The sequence below is a fragment of the Nocardia sp. NPDC059154 genome (assembly GCF_042755705.1).
GTDB lineage: Bacteria > Actinomycetota > Actinomycetes > Mycobacteriales > Mycobacteriaceae > Nocardia.
The window spans coordinates 24,715-42,059 of record NZ_JBHZCS010000085.1 but is presented as its reverse complement, the minus strand read 5'-3'; the positions used below and the strand labels follow the sequence as shown (position 1 = coordinate 42,059).

The 17,345-nt window shown below is 65.8% G+C and carries 19 protein-coding genes and 2 pseudogenes; 9 read left to right on the top strand and 12 right to left on the bottom strand.

Annotated features, from left to right (window positions below; all coding sequences use genetic code 11):
- The first annotated feature begins 260 nt into the window (after positions 1-260).
- Positions 261-428 (top strand): hypothetical protein, encoded by a 168-nt coding sequence (locus ACFXN1_RS44335; protein WP_379438496.1) that lies wholly within the window; start codon positions 261-263, stop codon positions 426-428.
- A gap of 37 nt (positions 429-465) precedes the next feature.
- On the opposite strand, the gene ACFXN1_RS44330 is transcribed toward ACFXN1_RS44335, so the two are convergent.
- The gene (locus ACFXN1_RS44330; RefSeq protein WP_379438498.1) at positions 466-762 is read right to left on the bottom strand and encodes a hypothetical protein; all 297 of its coding nucleotides are present in this window, start codon (positions 760-762) and stop codon (positions 466-468) included.
- Between the two features lie 508 nt (positions 763-1,270).
- Between ACFXN1_RS44330 and ACFXN1_RS44325 the strand changes: the two genes are divergently transcribed.
- From ACFXN1_RS44325 to ACFXN1_RS44315, 3 genes are read left to right on the top strand one after another with little or no spacing between them, the layout of a single operon-like run.
- Positions 1,271-1,513: a ferredoxin gene (locus ACFXN1_RS44325; protein ID WP_379438499.1), complete on the top strand. Its 243-nt coding sequence runs from the start codon at positions 1,271-1,273 to the stop codon at positions 1,511-1,513.
- On the top strand, positions 1,510-2,901 hold the full coding sequence (locus ACFXN1_RS44320) for an NAD(P)/FAD-dependent oxidoreductase (protein ID WP_379397618.1): 1,392 nt from the start codon (positions 1,510-1,512) through the stop codon (positions 2,899-2,901). Before ACFXN1_RS44325 ends, ACFXN1_RS44320 begins: the two co-directional genes overlap by 4 nt.
- A gap of 14 nt (positions 2,902-2,915) precedes the next feature.
- Positions 2,916-4,187: a cytochrome P450 gene (locus tag ACFXN1_RS44315; RefSeq protein ID WP_379438501.1), complete on the top strand. Its 1,272-nt coding sequence runs from the start codon at positions 2,916-2,918 to the stop codon at positions 4,185-4,187.
- 62 nt (positions 4,188-4,249) lie between these two features.
- Here the strand turns inward: ACFXN1_RS44315 and ACFXN1_RS44310 are convergent, their stop codons facing one another.
- A complete protein-coding gene (locus tag ACFXN1_RS44310; protein WP_379386484.1) occupies positions 4,250-4,453 on the bottom strand; it encodes a DUF5988 family protein in 204 nt (67 codons plus the stop codon).
- Positions 4,454-4,599: 146 nt separating this feature from the next.
- Between ACFXN1_RS44310 and ACFXN1_RS44305 the strand changes: the two are divergent.
- Positions 4,600-4,812: pseudogene (locus ACFXN1_RS44305) on the top strand (4'-phosphopantetheinyl transferase superfamily protein); the annotation flags it as partial.
- Between the two features lie 58 nt (positions 4,813-4,870).
- Here the strand turns inward: ACFXN1_RS44305 and ACFXN1_RS44300 are convergent.
- Positions 4,871-5,437, bottom strand: a complete 567-nt coding sequence (locus ACFXN1_RS44300; RefSeq protein ID WP_379438502.1) for an alcohol dehydrogenase catalytic domain-containing protein — start codon at positions 5,435-5,437, stop codon at positions 4,871-4,873.
- An 81-nt stretch (positions 5,438-5,518) separates the two neighbouring features.
- Between ACFXN1_RS44300 and ACFXN1_RS44295 the strand changes: the two genes are divergently transcribed.
- Positions 5,519-6,160, top strand: coding sequence for a TetR/AcrR family transcriptional regulator (locus tag ACFXN1_RS44295; RefSeq protein WP_379438504.1), 642 nt, complete (start codon positions 5,519-5,521; stop codon positions 6,158-6,160).
- A 225-nt stretch (positions 6,161-6,385) separates the two neighbouring features.
- On the opposite strand, the gene ACFXN1_RS44290 is transcribed toward ACFXN1_RS44295, so the two are convergent.
- Positions 6,386-6,784, bottom strand: coding sequence for a DUF4870 domain-containing protein (locus ACFXN1_RS44290; RefSeq protein WP_379438505.1), 399 nt, complete (start codon positions 6,782-6,784; stop codon positions 6,386-6,388).
- 512 nt (positions 6,785-7,296) lie between these two features.
- On the opposite strand from ACFXN1_RS44290, the gene ACFXN1_RS44285 reads away from it, so the two are divergent.
- Complete coding sequence (locus ACFXN1_RS44285) at positions 7,297-7,677, top strand: SLOG family protein (RefSeq protein ID WP_379463934.1); 381 nt, start codon at positions 7,297-7,299, stop codon at positions 7,675-7,677.
- A gap of 340 nt (positions 7,678-8,017) precedes the next feature.
- On the opposite strand, the gene ACFXN1_RS44280 is transcribed toward ACFXN1_RS44285, so the two are convergent.
- The 3 genes from ACFXN1_RS44280 to ACFXN1_RS44270 all read right to left on the bottom strand — a co-directional run bounded on the left by ACFXN1_RS44280 (position 8,018) and on the right by ACFXN1_RS44270 (position 10,429).
- Entirely contained in the window at positions 8,018-8,647 is a 630-nt protein-coding gene (locus ACFXN1_RS44280; protein WP_379438508.1) for a DUF4232 domain-containing protein, read from the bottom strand.
- A 162-nt stretch (positions 8,648-8,809) separates the two neighbouring features.
- Positions 8,810-9,367: a dihydrofolate reductase family protein gene (locus ACFXN1_RS44275; RefSeq protein WP_379397628.1), complete on the bottom strand. Its 558-nt coding sequence runs from the start codon at positions 9,365-9,367 to the stop codon at positions 8,810-8,812.
- A 222-nt stretch (positions 9,368-9,589) separates the two neighbouring features.
- On the bottom strand, positions 9,590-10,429 hold the full coding sequence (locus tag ACFXN1_RS44270) for an alpha/beta fold hydrolase (RefSeq protein ID WP_379438610.1): 840 nt from the start codon (positions 10,427-10,429) through the stop codon (positions 9,590-9,592).
- Positions 10,430-10,736: 307 nt separating this feature from the next.
- On the opposite strand from ACFXN1_RS44270, the gene ACFXN1_RS44265 reads away from it, so the two are divergent.
- Positions 10,737-11,120, top strand: a complete 384-nt coding sequence (locus tag ACFXN1_RS44265; RefSeq protein WP_379438510.1) for a limonene-1,2-epoxide hydrolase family protein — start codon at positions 10,737-10,739, stop codon at positions 11,118-11,120.
- On the opposite strand, the gene ACFXN1_RS44260 is transcribed toward ACFXN1_RS44265, so the two are convergent.
- Together ACFXN1_RS44260 and ACFXN1_RS44255 are read right to left on the bottom strand one after the other, a co-directional pair.
- On the bottom strand, positions 11,081-11,440 hold the full coding sequence (locus ACFXN1_RS44260) for an alpha/beta hydrolase fold domain-containing protein (protein ID WP_379463936.1): 360 nt from the start codon (positions 11,438-11,440) through the stop codon (positions 11,081-11,083). The genes ACFXN1_RS44265 and ACFXN1_RS44260 overlap by 40 nt on opposite strands.
- Before the next feature lie 355 nt (positions 11,441-11,795).
- Positions 11,796-12,497 (bottom strand): hypothetical protein, encoded by a 702-nt coding sequence (locus ACFXN1_RS44255; protein WP_379438513.1) that lies wholly within the window; start codon positions 12,495-12,497, stop codon positions 11,796-11,798.
- A 435-nt stretch (positions 12,498-12,932) separates the two neighbouring features.
- On the opposite strand from ACFXN1_RS44255, the gene ACFXN1_RS44250 reads away from it, so the two are divergent.
- Positions 12,933-13,310 carry a VOC family protein gene (locus tag ACFXN1_RS44250; RefSeq protein WP_379438515.1) on the top strand — a complete coding sequence of 126 codons (378 nt, stop codon included), beginning with the start codon at positions 12,933-12,935 and terminating at the stop codon, positions 13,308-13,310.
- Between the two features lie 78 nt (positions 13,311-13,388).
- Here ACFXN1_RS44250 and ACFXN1_RS44245 read toward each other — a convergent pair whose 3' ends face one another.
- From ACFXN1_RS44245 to ACFXN1_RS44235, 3 genes and pseudogenes are all read right to left on the bottom strand, one after another.
- Entirely contained in the window at positions 13,389-14,357 is a 969-nt protein-coding gene (locus tag ACFXN1_RS44245; RefSeq protein ID WP_379438517.1) for a phosphodiesterase, read from the bottom strand.
- A 161-nt stretch (positions 14,358-14,518) separates the two neighbouring features.
- Positions 14,519-15,916: an MATE family efflux transporter gene (locus ACFXN1_RS44240; protein WP_379438518.1), complete on the bottom strand. Its 1,398-nt coding sequence runs from the start codon at positions 15,914-15,916 to the stop codon at positions 14,519-14,521.
- A gap of 350 nt (positions 15,917-16,266) precedes the next feature.
- A pseudogene (locus ACFXN1_RS44235) lies at positions 16,267-17,316 on the bottom strand (cysteine synthase family protein); the annotation flags it as partial.
- Positions 17,317-17,345: the final 29 nt, after the last annotated feature.

Here is a 17,345-nt window from a genome sequence, read left to right as displayed (position 1 = left end):
GCCCGTCGGGGGCCGTCCCCTCCTCAAAACAGGCACGCAATACACCGAGCACCCCGCCACCACGCACCCACACCATTTCGCAACAGCCCGGAAATCGCTGTTCTACAGCGGATTGTGCGGGATTACACCGGTCGTCCGAAACTCGGCAATAGCGTGCACTGCCGGCGGTTGATCAGCCGCCCGGAATGCCAGCGGCCCGTTGATCTTTCGCGGTGAGGCGCTGGTCGGTTCGGTCGGCGGCATGTCTACAGGATTGCAGCTTGGACCCGGTCGACTACGTCGATGGATTCGGCAGCGTCGGAGACGTGATCGGCTTCACGGCAAACGATCCCGACACCGAGCACCGACAGACCTACTTCGCATACCTCGACTGGGGCCTACTGCAGTCGGTCGAACCAGCACCGGATTGGTACCCCCGCAGGCATTGACTCGGTCCATACAACCGTTCGGGACAGGTTGGCTGTTTCAGCCGGTGGCGAATGGGGATTCGACGAACTCGACCGGACCGAACTCGTCGGAGGCTTGCTCGCGCGCCCCGGCAATACTGTGGTGGCAGGTGTCGGTGATGACATTCCACTCCCCGTCGCAATAGAACAAGTACACCTCAGGGCTCGCGTCGTACCGCGCTATCGCCAGTCCTACGAAGTCATTGACGACGAGACCGTCCACCTCGTGCCTTGTGCGTCCAGATGGTGTCGCACCGCGGATGTCTGCTGTTGCCAGCACGCGTGCGCCATCGAGAAATCGCGGTACGTCCGTCACGAACCGAATTGTGCACCTACGCCGACCGCTCGCGCTTGTCGCCCTCGCATTGAAGACGTGCACTGAAATCAGTTTCGGATGTTCTGCACCGCAACAGGTTCCGGCCGCCAGTGCCTCGCGCGGGCCGGTTCAGTCAGCGCGGTATGCGGCACTTGCGGACGTTCCGTCGACGCCAACGGACCGAGGTCATCTCGGCGCCGTTGATCTTCGAGTCGCGGCGGTTGGCGGCTTCGAACCGTGCGGGGAGCGGCGCCAGAAGCGGACGTTTCGGCTGGCATGAGCGTGTACCGCCGGCGAATGACCGGATCGTCGAAGTCGGGCCTACGAATCCTTTGTACTGGGTGCTACGAATCCTTTGTGAGGTGCCCGCCCGGCGCCAGTGCTTCGGGGCGTGATCGTCTTCTGGGAGTTCACGTCGGCCCTTGCGGGCGTGCGCGCGTCTCCGGCACGCAGCGGTTTCGCAGGGGGTGACCACATCGGGACAAGGTTCGGATGAGGAGCTGAGGGAATGCGCATCGTGGTTGATCTGAATCGGTGTCAGGGGTATGCGCAGTGCGTTCCGCTGGCACCGGATGTGCTCGAAATGCTGGGTGAGGAGGCGCTGGCGTATGACCCCAACCCTGATGACACGCAGCGCCAGCGCGTCTCGAGAGCGGCGGCGGCGTGCCCGGTCCAGGCGATCGTCGTGGAGACCTATACACCCGACGGGCCGGAGCCTGTTACTCCCGACGGGCCGGAGCCGGTGGCATGAGCACCGCGTCGCTGGCCGCGGACCTGGTCAGGGCGTTTCGGGCCGAGGGTCGGATCGTGATCGTGGGGGCGTCGCTGGCCGGGCTTCGCGCCGCGGAGGCTTTGCGGGACAAGGGCTTCCACGGGTCTTTGACCCTGGTCGGTGACGAGACCCACGAACCGTACGACCGCCCGCCGTTGTCCAAGCAAGTCCTCGAGGGCTGGGTTCGCGCCGATCACACCAAGCTTCCCCGTATGCGGGCCATCGACGCGCAGTGGCGGCTGGGTGTGGCCGCGACCGGTTTGGACCGGGTGAACAAACAAGTCTTGCTGGCCACCGGAGACACGGTGCCCTATGACCGGCTGCTCATCGCCACCGGCGTTCGGGCACGGCCGTGGTTCAACCCGGCCGAGGGGGCCCTGCAGGGGGTGTTCACGGTGCGCACCTGCGATGACGCGGCCCGGCTGCAGGCAGCACTGCATTCGAGCCCGAAGCGGGTTCTCGTCGTCGGCTCGGGGTTTGTCGGCTCCGAGATGGCTTCGGTGTGCTGCAAGCTGGGGTTGCCGGTGACCGTCGCCGAGCGCGGAGGCGGGCCGCTGGTGGGGCCGCTGGGCGGGGTGATCGGCGACATCGCCGCCCGGATGCAGCGCGGCGCCGGCGTGGACCTGCGCACCGGCGTGTCCGTGGAAGCCCTCGACGGCGATGCCGGCGGGCATGTGCGCCGGGCCCGGCTGTCGGATGGGACCACGCTCGATGTCGATGTGGTGGTGGCGTCGTTGGGGTCGATCCGCAACGTCGAGTGGCTGGCAGGTGCCGGGTTGGCCGCTGGTTTCTGGGGAGTCGGCTGCGATGCGGGCTGTCGCGCGTTCGACATCAACGGGGTGGTGACCGACAACATCTTCGTGGCCGGGGACGTCGCGCGTCAGCCACACGTGCTGTACGGGTATCAGTTCATTTCGATGGAGCACTGGGACAACGCGGTGTGCGGGGCGCAGGTCGCCGCGAACAACATGATCAACCTGGAGACCGAGCGGCGACCGCACTTGCCGCTGCCCTCGTTCTGGTCGGGCCAATTCGGGGTGAACATCAAGGGTGTGGGGGTGTGCTCGTTCGGCGATGAGATCGTGTTCACCCAGGGGTCTCCCGAGGATTATCGCTTCGCCGCGGCCTACGGCCACCGCGGCCGCATCGTCGGGGCGGTGACGTTCAACCATGGCAAGTGGCTGCCGTACTACGCGGCGATGATCGAGCGCTCGGCACCGTTCCCACCACCGCCGCCGGGCTACGACCAAGCGCCTGACCCAGCACCGATGCCGGCCCGCTTCCCCGATCCACGAGTACTGACCGAGATTCCCGATGTGGTGCTGACCGGTCACGACCCCACCTCACGAGGCGCCGAGTTCCACTGACCAAGGGAGCCAGCATGACCGCAGCGAGCGCCTGGGCGGAGGCGATGAAATACGAACACCGCGCCGACCCGTACCCGTTCTTCGACCAACTGCGCCAGACCCCCGTGGCGCGAGTTGCCGACAACCTGTACGTGGTGACCGGGTATGAGGAACTACTGACGCTGGCGCACGACCCCCGGGTCAGCTCCGATATCAGCCGCAGCCCGCTGGGAGCCACCCTGACGTCAGGCGCCGACTCGGAGCCCGGTGCCGAGGACATGCAGGCCTACGGTCGCCGGCCGAGCATCATCGTCTCCGATCCCCCCGAGCACGATCGGGCGCGCCGGCAGGTGATGCGCCACTTCATCTCACCGCATTCACCCGATGTCATCCCCGGCATGGAGCCCGACATCGTGCGACTGTGCAACCAACTGCTCGACGGCATCGAGGCCAGCGGCAGGACCAGGCTGGATGTGGTCGACGATTACGCCTACCCGGTGCCGGTGATGGTGATCTGCAAGATCCTCGGGGTCCCGCTCGCAGACGAACCCATGTTCCATGCCTGGATCCGCGACATGTTGACCGGCATAGATCTGGGCCCGGATGCGACCACCGAGCAGGGCAGGGCCCGCGCCGAGAAGTCCCGCGCAAGCCGTGACGCGCTCATGGACTACCTGGCCGGCCTGATCGAGCAGCTCCAACGCGAGCCCGGGCAGGGATTGTTGTCCAAACTGATTCACGACCAGGGCCCCGATGGTCCGATGCCTGCCGAACAGGTGTTGTCCAATGCGGTGCTGCTGCTGGTCGCCGGTCATGACTCGACGGTCAACACCATCACCAACTGTGTGATGACGCTGCTGCGCAACCCCGGGTCCTACGACCAGGTCCGCAGCCGACCGGAGCTGCTCCCACGCGCGATCGAAGAGGTCCAGCGGCTGCAGGCGGCGGTGCAGTTCTTCCCCAGCCGCAGCGCCACCGCCGATATCGACATCGCAGGCACCGTCATCCCGAAAGGGGCCTCGGTGCACCTGGTCTACGCCGCCGCCAACCGCGACCCGAACCGCTTTGCCAACCCGAACCGCTTCGACCTCCACCGCCCCGACAACGAACACTTCGGCTGGGGCAGCGGCATCCACACCTGCCTGGGCGGCCCGCTCGCACGACTGGAAGTCAACCTGGCGCTGGAAACCTTCCTACGCCGCGTCGCCACACCCCGCCTGGTCGTCGACCCGCCACCCTATCGGCGAAGCCAAATCTTCCGCGGCCCCCAGCACCTGCTCATCGACTTCGACCACATCACCGACTGAGCAGCCCCACGACCGACCGTTTGCTCACGCCTCGAGTGAGCAAACGGTTGCGACGGTTATATCTACTCGGCAATCTCGGTTCGTTCGAACCACTCGTACACAGGCAGCCGCCCCTCGACGGTATCTGTGAACCTTGGGGTGCTTTTGTAATGTTCGTAGCCGGCACGACGCTCGATCTTCACCTCGAAACCGGGCGGCGTGATCGGGACGATTCGCGTGGGCATGTCATCTGGTCCGCCTTCGATGAAACACTTCGTCGACATCATGCGCTCCTTTCGTTGATTGACCAGCTCAGCGGCATTCTATCGATCAATTAACGGCAGAAGTGGGGCAACGGAATACTGCCTATGCACATCCTCCATTCGACATGAGCGCGCACTGCCGGCGCCGAGAATTCATCGGAGCCCGGCAGGAGCGAGAGTGGTTGCAGGCCAACCACTCTGGATTGCACACGGACCGGGTTCTGTTCTGTGCCAAGGAAACGACCTACAAGGCGTGGTTTCCGCTAACGAAGCGCTGGCTCGGATTCGAGGATGCGCACATCGCCTTCACTGTCGATGCGGTGGGCAGCGGCCGTGCCTGCGGATCATCCGGAAACTCTATGCGGCACTACCAAACCACTTGACACAAAACGACTTACGTTGATGTGCGTGCGTTGATATTGCGGTGAGAGGCGGTGTCGCCTATCTCGCCGATGGTGTGAGCACGATTCTCCCGAACACCTCGCCAGCTTCCATTTTCTGGTGCGCCAGCACAGCTTGTTCCAGTGAAAGCGTCTCGTGCACAACCGCTTCCAGCTCGCCGCTGGCCGCGGCGGCGAACAGTTCGGCGGTCGCGGCGCGTCGGTCGGGTGCGGGCACGGTGTCGGCGCTGAAGGTCGCGAACGACATCGACTTCCTGAAGGCCACGACCATCTCCGGGAGGGGGACGAGCGTCTCGGCCGAGGCGACGGCGCGCTCGGTGTAGCCGCCGTCCTCACCGGTGAACGCCCACACGCGCTGACCGATCCACGCCGTGTCGACACCCTCGCCGACCTCGGTCACGGTGCCCGCGACCTCTTGGCCAGGGATGCGACCGGGCGTGGCTCCGTAGGCGGCCAGCGCGCCACTTCGGATCAGGGCGTCGACACCGCCGACACCGATCGCCTCGGTCGTGATCGACACCTGCCCGGCGGCCGGATTCGGGTCGGGGAGCTCGACCACCGCGAGGACTTCGGGACCTCCGAACGCTGGGACCATCACTGCATGCATTGGTTTCTCCGTGCTCTGTTCGATCGGACAGACCAACGGACCGTAACGGACGCCCCTGTCCGTTTAGCTAAAGTGAGAGTGGTGACCGCTCGTTTGCCTCACACCCTGCGCTCCGACGCCCGCGACAACCGCGAACGCATCCTCGACGCGGCTCGCGCGGTATTCGTCACCGACGGCCTGGAGGTGCCGATGCGGACCATCGCCCGCCGCGCCGAGGTCGGCCCCGCCACCCTCTACCGCCATTTCCCGACCAAACAGATGCTGGTCGCCGAGGCGTTCACCGATCAGATGCTCGCCTGCCAGACCCTCGTGGACGAAGGGCTCGCCGACCCCGATCCCTGGCACGGCTTCTGCCTCACCCTCGAGAAACTCTGTGAGCTGCAAGCACGCGACCACGGCTTCACCGCAGCCTTCATGTCCACCTACCCACACGCCATGGACTTCACCGCGATCCGCACCGCCGCGCTCACAGGCGCCGCCGAACTGATCCGCCGCGCCAAGGACACCGGCCGCCTACGCCCCGACATCGTCCTGGACGACCTCGTCCTCATGATCATGGCCAACAACGGCATCCAGGCCAGCACACCGGCAGCACGAATCGCGGCCTCCCGCCGCTTCGCCGCCCTCATGATCCAAGCGTTCCGAACTTCGCCCACGTCTGCATCGCTGCCACCAGCGCCACGATTGATGCCCGCGATGCCCGGACCCAAATCCGACAGGTGAATCACAGGACGACCGAAGGGCAACGCCCGGTCGTCGGCAGTTGCGTACGTTCCGTCAGCCCCGGATCGGCACGGCCAGTTGATCTTTGCCTGCCCCGTAACCCATCACAAGCACTCGATGAGGTGTTGCGATGACCGCCCGAACCCGCAGGCAGTTCCGGACGTTCCGCGCGGACGCTAACGGCCCGAGATAGCCTCGGGCCGTTGATCTTCGGACTGTTGTCCGCTACTTGACCGAGCTGGCCAACTGATCGGCATAGGGGGCAGTGAATTTTCCGACAATGGGAAGCTCCGCGCGGACACCGCCGGTGTTGTTCGCCTGGACCATGGCCATGATCCAGACGACGACCGCGAAGACCGCGACTGCGAGTCCGGCGAGGCTGAAGATGATCCCCACGACTCCGAGGAGCGAGCCGACGATGCTCAGCACGATGTTGACCACCGAGACCGCCCCGAAGAAGACGATCGATTGCGAGGCATGGAATTTCACATCGGGATCATTCTTTCCCACAAATAGGAAGATGATTCCGGTGAGCCACCCCAGCGCGTACGACAGGATCGCACTGGTCTTTTTGTCCAAGCCGGCGGACTGCGGTTGGTTCGCGGGAGGTTGAGAAGATGTCATGGGGTAAGTAGACGCCGCGCGCGCCTCCTACCGATCCCAACTTTCTGCACGAACCCACAGGTCGCGGGCCGGCCGACGACTGGGATCCCGGACGTGGTTCTCTTGACGGGATGACTGCCGACGAGCTCGAAACGCCTGGGCAACAGCTCATTACACAATCGAGCACCGAAAGGCCGCAGAGTAGCCAAGTCGGTCTCCGAGCAAGGAGCGCTGCACGGTCATCGTCATGCAGCGGTGTGTTCGGTCGGCCTCGAATCGATACGGCCACCTGAAGGTCGCCTGCCCCGCGCCGGCCGGTTCGATCAGCGCGGGATGCGGCTAATATCGTGCGCCGGGGTGATTGGGTAGACCCCCGCCCCCGGTCTACAGCGCACGGCCATGTATCGCGCCGCTGCGGACGCAACATCTGCCCGGGATTCGGGTATGAGGCGCTGTCGGTGAGGGGTGTCGGGACCTGCTGGCAGAGTGGGCGGCGAGGTGGCAGCGGCTGATTCGAGGGAGGTCTGCGCGGCGTGGGAAGACGGGTTCTGGTGACCGGCTCACGGTCATGGGGGGACCGGCGCGTCATTCGGGATGCGTTGGCCGAGGTGTGGGATCCGGATGCCGTTCTCGTGTCGGGGGCTTGTCCGACCGGTGCCGACGCGCTGTGCGAGGCGTGCTGGACTCATTGGGGTGGGCAGGTTGAACGGCATCCGGCGGATTGGAAGCAGTTCGGTCGGAGCGCGGGCTTTCAGCGGAACGCAGAGTTGGTGCAGTTGGGCGCCGATGTGTGCCTGGCCTTCATTCGCGACGGTTCGGCCGGTGCCAGCCATACTGCCGATTTGGCGCAACGAGCTGGCATCCCGACGCGCATCTTCCGGTCCGGGATCGTGCCCGAGGGTGTTGGGCGCTGACGGTGGCGGCGGGTCCACTCGATGATGGTTACGGGGTTTCCAAACCCTGGGTCGCTGGATCGATGTCAACGGCTACCGCTCGACCGGCTACCCCAGGGAAACCAACCTGGAATGCCCCGCGAACCTCGACGACTGGGTTACCGAGTTTCAGGAACCGGTCGTCAAGAACCAGAGCACCACCTGACCAACCCAAAACTCCGGCCCCGGTCGGCCTAGGTGCCATGCGGGCGCCACAAAGATCCCGCCCACAGCCAACGCGTCCGGGCAATCCTGATCTACCTGGAACAGCGAACCACCACCGGTATCCCAAGGGAATGACCCAGCCGTCTATAACTGGAGGTCAGTTCCCGGTCTCGCCCGGTACGAGCGACGAGATCTCCAGCAGGTGGACATCGGTGTTGGTACAGGCGCTTATCTCCCAGGTCAGGAAGAACGACTCCGTGTTGTCCGGCGGGTAGATTCGCAGGCCGGCGGCAGTGACCTTGTGGCACTTGTCGCCGTAATTCCCGGCATCGGTGATGCGGAGTACGGCGGAGGCCTTCTCGTTGATCCCCAGGGTGACCGTCGGCTTCGGCTTGTCTCGATCGGCAGGGGCTCCGATCGGGTCGCCGGTGCGGCTGTTGGCGAACGAGACTCCGGGGAATCCGGTCAGGGTGCAGGGATGCATTCCGGCGTTCGTGAAGATGAGCGGGGTGTACGCGCTACCCGCTGCTCCGTCGGACCGGCCCTTGGACAGCTTCAGATCGGCAGCGCGGCACAGCGCGGGGCCGGTCGGCCTACCGCCGGTGTCTGCGGAAGTGGTGGTGCCCGGGGCAGGTGTGCCGCCGTCGGATGCGGTGGCTGTCGCAGTTGCGGTTTCGGACACGGTGACAGTCGACGGGGAGGCACCGGTGTTGTCGGGCCCACATCCCGCCAGTGCCAGTGTGCCGACCGCGAGCAGCGCTGCGGTGGTGGTCTTCAGGGCTGTCATCGGTCCCTCCACATCTGATCACAACCACCACAACGTGATTCGGATCGCCTATACCGTCAGCACCGCGAATGACGTTGCTGTACCTGGCTATCGGATGATGCGCCCGCGAACGTAACACCGTGTCAGCGAAATAGGGACGCAAGCCGGCTCAATTGCTGGGTCCTACTTGTCGGCTGGCGCGTACACCAGCTCGAGGATTCCGGACGGGAAGGCCGTGCTTTTCACCAAGCGCAAATTCACGGGCTGATCCAGCTCGGGGAACAGCGGCGCGCCCTTGCCCGTGGCGGCGGGCAGCACCCACAGCCGGTACTCGTCGACCACGCCGAGCTTGATCAGGGAGTGCATGAACTCGGTGCCGCCGACGGCGACGAGGTCCTTGCCGGGCTCGGCCTTGAGCTTGGCGATCTCCTCGGTCGTGTCACCGCTGGCGATCCGGGTCTCGGGCCAGTCATCGGCGGATTTCAGGGTGCGGGAGAACACGACCTTGGGGATCTCGTTCATGGCCTCGGCGGACGGGTGGTCGGAGGTGGGCCAGTATCCGGCCATGATCTCGTAGCTGTTGCGGCCCATGAGGAAGGCCCCAGCCTCCCACAGCTGGTTGACAAAGTACTGCTCCTGCTCGGGGTCGTCGACGCTCATCATGACGTCCCGGATTCCGTTGTCCGCGTCAGCGCTTTTACCGTCGAGCGAGACGTAAAAACCCAGAATCAACTTCCGCATGCCAGTGCCTCCATGTGTTTTCGGTATGTCCAGAGGTATCGACGATGGATCCACCCGATATTCATCGGTGCCGCCAAGATCGTGTACACGCCCGTGCAAACGCCCCGAACTCGGCAGAAGGGGATGCCCTGGGCCGCAGCCGGTCTCGCTGCCGGCCCTCCAACAGCGCGGGAAGCGGTATAGAGCGATTCCGCCGACTCAGGATGCCTCCCAGCCGGGCGGTTACAGGGCGAGCATGGCGGCAGCGACCTGGTCGGCCGCGGCGTTGCGCAGGGCGGTGCCCATGTCGTCGAGGACGAGCAGTCGCGCCCCAGGGATTTCGGCGGCGAGGACCCCGCCGTTGCCGACCGGGAAGAACGGATCGGCGCGACCGTGCACCACGAGCGTGGGCACGTCGAGCTCACCGAGCCGCTCCCGCCAGCGCGGGGCGCAGTCGATCCGGGAGAACACCATTCCGAGCTGGTTCGCCTGATGCACCGCGGGATCGCTCGACGCCGTTCGATCCCAGATTCGGGCCGCCGTCGCCTGCGCTTCCTCCGGATCGTTGCCCAGCGGCTCGGCCCCGGAGGCGGCGAACGCCGCGACAGCGTCCCGGTCGGTCCAGTCCGGCAGCGGGCGGGAGAACAGCGCGCCCATGACCGCGAGGTCGTGTTCCGGCAGGTCCTCGTCCACCGGGCCCGGCGCCACCGGCCGAGTGCCGGCGAGGGTCAGGGCGGAGAACACGTCCGGGTGGTCCAGCGCGGCGACCTGAGCGACCATCCCACCGACGCCGACTCCACCGAGATGGGCGGTCCCGGCGCCGAGCACCTCGACCAGCGCGGCCGCGTCGGCCACGAGATCCCGTAGGTCGTATGCCGGATTCTCCGGGTCGAGGGTCGTCGACGCGCCGGAGTCGCGCAGGTCGTAGCGGACCACGCGCCGCCCGCCCGACGCGAGCCGCTCGCACAGCGCGTCGGGCCAGGACAACATCGTTGTGCCGCCGGCCAGCAGGACCAGCGGATCGTCCTCGCGCCCGAAGCTCTCGATACCCAGATCCACACCATTCGCCCGCACCGACGTCATGCCATCCCGAAACGGTCTCGTCATGCCTGGACTCCTCTCTGTCGGTATATATCCAGAGATATCGACGACGCATTCACCCGAAAGTCATCGGTGCAGCCGAAATCGTGTACACCGCTGCGGATGCCCTGTAATCCGCAGTTGCGGACGTTCGGTCGACGTCAGATGGGCATGGCCGGTTGATCTTCCGCCGCCCATGCTGGCCGGTTCGGTCAGCGCGGTATGCGGCATTCAGTGCGTTCGGCGGTTGGGGCCATGGAGGCGGGGAGGGCGTGACATATGATCTGATCATTGCGCAGGAGGGAGCCCGATGGAGAGCCCGATCGAGGTGGTGCGCAGGTTCTGCGCGGCGTGGTCCGACGATGCCGGGGTCAGTGACCTCGCCGCATTCTTCACAGACGACGCGGTCTACCACAACATCCCGATGGCACCGGTCACTGGCAGGGAAGCGATCGCCGACTACATCGCCTCGTTCATCCGCCCTGGCCCGCCAGGCATCATGGGCATCGACTTCCGCATCGTCAACATCGCAGCCAGTGGTCCGGTCGTGATGACCGAGCGCGTGGACGTCTTCACGCTCCCCGACAGGTCTTTCGAGCTCCCGGTCATGGGGACCTTCGAGGTCAGGGACGGCAGGATCAGCGCCTGGCGAGATTATTTCGACCTGAACCAGTTCACCAGCCGGATGGGATGACTCCGGTCGGCTGCCCGAACTTCGTCGGCTTTTCGGCGATTACTACCGAGACCCCGAAGTGCCGCGTGTAGCAAAGGATTACTGCGGACAAACGTCCCGCGTTCGGCTAGCTGGAGACTGGTGTCAGGGTCGGGTCGCGGCCAGGATTTGATCCAACAACGACGCGAATCAGCAGGCCCGGGAGGGTAATCGGGGACGACTCCTGTGGCGCTCAGGGTGTCGTCGATCGCGGCCGGGAAGGGGTGCTCGGGCGCCAGCCGGTAGTCCACCGAAAAGGCACGGAAACCGGTGCGGGTCACCAGGTTCGCGGTCAGTGACATCACCGTCGGGTGAGCCGTAGATGAAGCCGCCACCATGGAAGTACAGGATGGTCCCGGGCGCGCGGGCTCGATCGGTTCGGCGAGCACGGCAGGCCGGGTGCCGAGTGCCATTGTTCGGGTACGTATCTCGGTCGGCACGTTCATCCGGGCCATCAGCGCTCGGAATCCCGCGCGGATTTCCTCGACCGATTCTCCCAGCGGCTGACCGAGTTGTTCGGCAGCACCATCACGGGTTCTTCTTTATCGGCTGTCGCGCAAGCCCTTTCGCAGCTTCGTGACAGGCTCGAGCGCGAACAGGTCGGTCTGCCCGCAGGTTGATCGGCTGCCGCTGGGCGGCCGGCCGGTGAGGTGCAGGTCAGTTCTGCGGGGCGGGTTGAGGCTGTGGATCGGCCCATTTGGAGGTGCCCGGTGCGGCCTGCCAGGTATTCAGCAGGTCGATGCCCGCGGCGATCAACGTCGGGCCGCCCGCCACCAGGCCACCGATGATTCCGCCTGCCGGTACCCCGGCAACACCGCCGGGGATGCAGCCGATCGCGATGCTGGCGACGCAACCGACGACGAAACCGATTATCCCGCCGACCAATGCGCCGACTTGACCGGCGACCGACAGCTTGCTGCTGAATTCGTTCAACGCTCGCTGGTCCTCTGTGGGCGAGGCAATTGGTTCGAGCGCGAGCTGCTGGTTGGAGATCTGTACTCCTTCAGGCCTTTTCGGTGTGATCTCCAGAACGGTGTCGTCGTTCTTCGTGACCGCTTTGACCGGAACCCGAACGTCCCCGATTCGGTAATCGAGCGGCATCGACAGTACCGTCGCACCGCTATCGTCCTTGATGTTGGCCACCTGGGTCTTCGGAGCGTCGGACGTCGCGCCGTCCTGCTCGCTCAGCGCGAACCTCGCGCCCCGCAACGTGGCGACGACGGTCTTGTCGACCACTTTGAGTGAGTACTTGATCCCAGGATCGGCCGGGGCGGCTGGCTCGGCATGCACGGTCCCCAGGTCGGCGGTCAGCGCGCCGGCAACCAGTACGGCGGCCACGGTGATGCTGCGGAATTTCATTCGATGTCCCAATCCATCGTCGGGTTGCCCACACAACCGTCGCCATGCGAGACATCTTGTCTCCCAATGGAATTCCGCCACAATCAGTAGCGGGAGCGGTGCGGTCAACGGCAATCCTGACCAGGCTAGAACGGGTTGTAGCCGGAAGGGGGCGCTGATGATCCCCGATAGAGCACGCGATGATCATTTAGTGATGCGGTGACGGATTGCCGACGATGATTTCTGGTTTGGTCCGAAGCCAAAGCGGCTCGGTGACAGTGTGATCGGAGAAGTCGACCCGAAGCCGGAGGCTCAGCCTCGAACACACCGGTCATTGGATAAGCGACCCTTTTCGATCGGCTCGCGCTTCAGGGATCGTTCGGCCGCTCCTCCAGTCTGTGAACGTGTTCTGCTGACCTTGCACCGTGGCTCACGGTGGCATGCGAGACTCTCTGCATGGCCAAGGCTTCTGCTCTTCCGCCAGGGTTTCATTCAGTGACACCACGCATGGTGGTCGATGACCAGCTTGCCGCGGTCGAGTTCCTGCGGACGGTGTTCGAAGCAGTCGGCGACGTCGAGCCGAATCGACCGACCGAGGTCCGGATCGGCGACTCGCTGGTTATGGTGTCGGCATCTGGCGAACGCGAGGTGTTTCCAGCCTTTCTGTACGTCTATGTCGATGACGTCGCCGCCACATATCAGCGGGCGCTGACCTCGGGTGCAGTCACCGTGGAGGCACCGCTCGACACGCCGTATGGTGACCGCCGAGCCATGGTGCGTGACCCGTTCGGCAACGTCTATCAGATCGCGAGTCGGCGCGGGACCACCGCTTGAGGTTGAGCCCAGCGGCAGCGGATAGTCAGCGGCCGAAGCGATTCCGGCGATAGGCAGCACCGAAATCTCCCTGAACGGTCAGAGGACCGTTTCGCCGTCGGATTCGGGGGCCTCGGTCCGGCGGCGGAGGACGTGTGGGATGCGGGCCGCCGGTGGGATGACAATGCCGGCGTCGGCGAGCCTGGTCGCTGCTTGTTCGGGGTCGGCGGGGTTGCCGACGGTGGGGCCGTGGCCGATGGGGACTACCGAGTGGACGATGGTGTCGGGGTAGATGTGGACGTAATTGAAGGCTTGGGCGCCGTCGCGGCCGCGTTGGCCGCCCTCGGCCGCGGCCATGTCCTGGCTGTAGCAGGTGGCCGAGGCCACTGAGACCGGGATGCCGGCGAAGGTGGCGGTGCTCGAAAGGTGCAGGTGCCCAGCCAGAATGGCGCGGACGTCGGTGCCGTCGAGGACGTCGGCGAGGCGGCGCTGGTCGCGTAGTTCGACCAGGACAGCCAGGTCCTGGACGCAGGGGATGGGCGGGTGGTGCATGGCGAGGACGGTGCCGAAGGGGGCGGGTTCGGCGAGAACCTCACGCAGCCAGGCCAATTGGTCGTCGGTGATCTCGCCCCAGTGGTGGCCGGGGACGGTGGTGTCGAGGGCGATGACGCGCAACCCGTCGAACATGTGGACCGCGTCGAACGGTGCGCCGGAAGCCGCGTCGTTCGAAGGCACCGCGTCGAGGAGTTCCTCGCGCAGGGCCGCGCGGTCGTCGTGGTTGCCGGCGACCCACACCACGGGCGCGCCGATCCGTTCGGCCCACGGCTCCACCAGATCCCGCAGCTTGCGGTACGCGCCCGGCTCGCCCTGGTCGGCGAGGTCGCCGGTGAAGACGATGGCGGTCGGCGCGATGCGGCTGGCCTCGGCCTGCCCGAGCAGCGCGGTCAGCCGCGCCTCGGCGTCGACCGCACCGTAGAGCTCGGTGTCGGCGGCGATCAGATGGGTGTCGCTGAAATGGAACAGGACATGATCTGCCCTCGGATACTCGGCGACTCGCGAGATGTGCACGGACATCCTCCCCGGCATTGTCAGTGGTGTGCGCCCTGGGCTTGCCGACCCTGTCGACTGCGCTTGCCGAATTCGTCGCCAGAATAGCGAAGCCCGTTTCTTTCAGGTTGCCCGCGCCCAGTGACGACATGCTTGCGGGAAGGTGAGATTTGGGTGTCGGGCTAATGCCCGAGGCTACCGGCCAGCACTCGCTGATTCGCCTGCTCCTGTACATGCAGCAGGGTGAAGAAGCGACGCAGCATCAGGGCAGCGGTGGTGGCCAGACCGGTGGTCAGACCCCACCACACGCCCGCCGCGCCCAGGTGCGCGGGGAACGCGAGCAGCAGCGCCGTGGGCAATCCCACACCCCAGTACCCGACGAGGGAGAGCCGGAACCCGCCCTTGGTGTCCTTGAGTCCGCGCAGCAGCCCGACCCCGATGTTCTGGGCGGCGTCGAAGAACTGCAGGACGATGGCGATCAGCAGCAGCGTGTGCGCCAGTGCCACCGTGGCCGAATCACTGTCGGCCAGGAGCGGACGCAGCACCCAGTCCGGCGCCAGCACATACGCGACACCCGTGACCCCGGCGACCACTGCCACGCACCGCAGCGCCAGCCACGCCACCGACCGCGCATGCGCGAACTCGTCCCGCGCCACCGCCTTGCTCACCAGGATCGACGCCCCGTGCGAGAGCCCGATCGCCACCTGGAACACGATGTACACGATCTGATAGACGACATTGTGCGCCGCCAGCGCCGCCGCCCCCAGACTCCCCATCGCCAGCGCCAGCACCGAGAACATGCCCGCCTCCGACCCGTAGGTCAGCGCGATCGGCGTCCCCAGCCGCAACTCCTCCCACACCGTCGCCGCATGCACCGGCCATATCCGAACCGGCAGTGTCGCACCGAGTTTCGGATCCCGCCGCACCATCGCCCAGAACACCCCGTAGGTGATCAGGAAAACCAGCGAGGTCGCCACGCCGACCCCGGTCAGCCCCAGCGCGGGCAGCCCGGCCCAGCCGTGCATGAACGTCAGCGCCAGCACCAGATTCAGCACCACCGACCCCAGTGTCACCAGCAGCAGAGCCTGCGGCCGCTGCATCCCGACGGTGTACTGCCGCAACACCTGGAACCACAGGCACGGCACCAACCCCGGCGCCAGCGCGACCATCATCGGCCGCGCCTCCGCGAGTACCTGTGCATCCTGCCCCAGCCATCGCAGCACCCACCCCAGCCCGATGAGCAGTGCGCCGCCTAGCAATCCGGCGACGGTCGCGATCAGGAAGCTCGACCGCACCACCTCCCGAACCTCCGCCTCGGCTCCCCGCCCCTGCTTCTCGGCCCGGCTCACCACCGTCGCCACCTGATTACCCGTCCCGGTAATCAACCCCACACACATGGTCCGAATCTGGTTGAACAACACCAGCGCCAACCCGCCCGCGGCCACCTCCCGCACGCCGAGCGTCCCCATCAACGCAATATTCGTGGTGGACACCGCAACCTGAGCCAGCTGGGTCAAAGCGATGGGCGTGGCAAGCGAAGTCAGCGCCCGCCCATCGGATTGCCGGAGCGCCCCGATCATTTCGTGGCAGCCCCGTCCGCATCGGTGGGCGCCGGATCGGGCACCAGAATGGTGTGGGTGGCCGGCCGCCCGGACGCCGAGCCCCGCATGGTCGCGAGCAGCTGATCGACCATCGCGCGCTGGTCGACCAGCCGCTGCCGGTGCTTCTCGAGGGCCAGGTGGACGTCGTTGTCATTGCCGCTCGCCAGCAGCTCGCCGATTTCGTGCGGCGGCATGTCGACCTGGCGCAGCAGGTGAATCAGGTTGGCCTGCGGCACCTTCGCGTCGGCGTAGTCCTCGAGATTCGCGCCGGTGAGTCCCTTCTCGACGGCGAAATTGTCCGGCAACGCACGATGGAGGTGACGACGCACGGTGAGTTCGCCGGGGTCCGGACGGCTGGGCGGTGTGTAGGTCTTCAGCAGCTCCACTACCTTGGTCTCGCGTTCCAGATCGATCAGGTCTCGGTCGCTCATCCAGGCGGCGTCGAAAACGGTGTCCAGGTACTTCTCCCCGTCATCATTGATGATGACGACCACGGTGGAGAAATCCGGGTACTCCTCGAGCCGGGTCATGGCCGCGTACACCGAACTACCGGAGGAACCGCCGATCAGCAGCCCCGCGGTGGCGGCCAGCGCTCGGGCGGTGGCGAACGCGTCGACGTCCGAGACCTTCACCCGATCGCGCTCCTCGATCAGGTGGAGATCCTGGTCCACATGGATTCCGGGGGTGGCGCCGAGCGGCGTTCCGGTGCCCGACTGCCAATAGTCGTGGGCCGGACCGCCGAAGGCGATCGACCCCTCGGGCTCCACGCCGACCAACCGTGGCGCGCACCCGTGGTCGCGCAGCCCGCGAGCCGTACCGAACAGCGAACCCCCGGTGCCCACCGCGCCGACCAGAATGTCGATCCGCTCGAGGTCCTCGAGCAGTTCCTCGGCCAGCGCGTGGTACCCGACGCCATTGGCGAGGTTGTCGTGCTGAGCGGGAAAGTAGGCGCCGGGCCCCTCCTCCTGCGCCATCTGCGCTGCGCGTTCTTCCCGCGCCGAGGTCGAGAGGCCGTCGTCGCCGTCGTCGGAGACGAATTCGAGCTCGGTTCCCATCGCCCGCATGGCATTCAACTTCGCCGGGCACGCGTGGTGGTCCACCACGGCCGTGAACCGATACCCGCGTTCCCGTGCCACCACGGCCAATCCCAAACCCGTATTCCCGGAGGTCGATTCGATGATATGGCCTCCCGGCAGCAGCTGTCCGCGCTGTTCCGCGTCCAGCACCATGGCCCGGGCCATCCGAATTTTGGCGGTGCCCGTCGGGTTCATGGTTTCGAGCTTCAGCAGCAGCCGGGTCCCGGTCTCGGGGCTGACGGCCAGCTCGAATAGCGGTGTCCGTCCGATGAGCTCGGACACTCGCCTGACAATAACCGGCATCGAGTACTTCTCCTCGGGAAAGTCGATGG

Excerpts from the sequence above, each read along its gene's own strand:
- ACFXN1_RS44325 (WP_379438499.1), top strand. The coding sequence starts at position 1,271 with ATGCGCATCGTGGTTGATCTGAATCGGTGTCAGGGGTATGCGCAGTGC.
- ACFXN1_RS44320 (WP_379397618.1), top strand. The coding sequence starts at position 1,510 with ATGAGCACCGCGTCGCTGGCCGCGGACCTGGTCAGGGCGTTTCGGGCC.
- ACFXN1_RS44315 (WP_379438501.1), top strand. The coding sequence starts at position 2,916 with ATGACCGCAGCGAGCGCCTGGGCGGAGGCGATGAAATACGAACACCGC.
- ACFXN1_RS44310 (WP_379386484.1), bottom strand. The coding sequence starts at position 4,453 with ATGATGTCGACGAAGTGTTTCATCGAAGGCGGACCAGATGACATGCCC.
- ACFXN1_RS44300 (WP_379438502.1), bottom strand. The coding sequence starts at position 5,437 with ATGCATGCAGTGATGGTCCCAGCGTTCGGAGGTCCCGAAGTCCTCGCG.
- ACFXN1_RS44290 (WP_379438505.1), bottom strand. The coding sequence starts at position 6,784 with ATGACATCTTCTCAACCTCCCGCGAACCAACCGCAGTCCGCCGGCTTG.
- ACFXN1_RS44280 (WP_379438508.1), bottom strand. The coding sequence starts at position 8,647 with ATGACAGCCCTGAAGACCACCACCGCAGCGCTGCTCGCGGTCGGCACA.
- ACFXN1_RS44275 (WP_379397628.1), bottom strand. The coding sequence starts at position 9,367 with ATGCGGAAGTTGATTCTGGGTTTTTACGTCTCGCTCGACGGTAAAAGC.
- ACFXN1_RS44270 (WP_379438610.1), bottom strand. The coding sequence starts at position 10,429 with ATGACGTCGGTGCGGGCGAATGGTGTGGATCTGGGTATCGAGAGCTTC.
- ACFXN1_RS44265 (WP_379438510.1), top strand. The coding sequence starts at position 10,737 with ATGGAGAGCCCGATCGAGGTGGTGCGCAGGTTCTGCGCGGCGTGGTCC.
- ACFXN1_RS44260 (WP_379463936.1), bottom strand. The coding sequence starts at position 11,440 with ATGTCACTGACCGCGAACCTGGTGACCCGCACCGGTTTCCGTGCCTTT.
- ACFXN1_RS44255 (WP_379438513.1), bottom strand. The coding sequence starts at position 12,497 with ATGAAATTCCGCAGCATCACCGTGGCCGCCGTACTGGTTGCCGGCGCG.
- ACFXN1_RS44250 (WP_379438515.1), top strand. The coding sequence starts at position 12,933 with ATGGCCAAGGCTTCTGCTCTTCCGCCAGGGTTTCATTCAGTGACACCA.
- ACFXN1_RS44240 (WP_379438518.1), bottom strand. The coding sequence starts at position 15,916 with ATGATCGGGGCGCTCCGGCAATCCGATGGGCGGGCGCTGACTTCGCTT.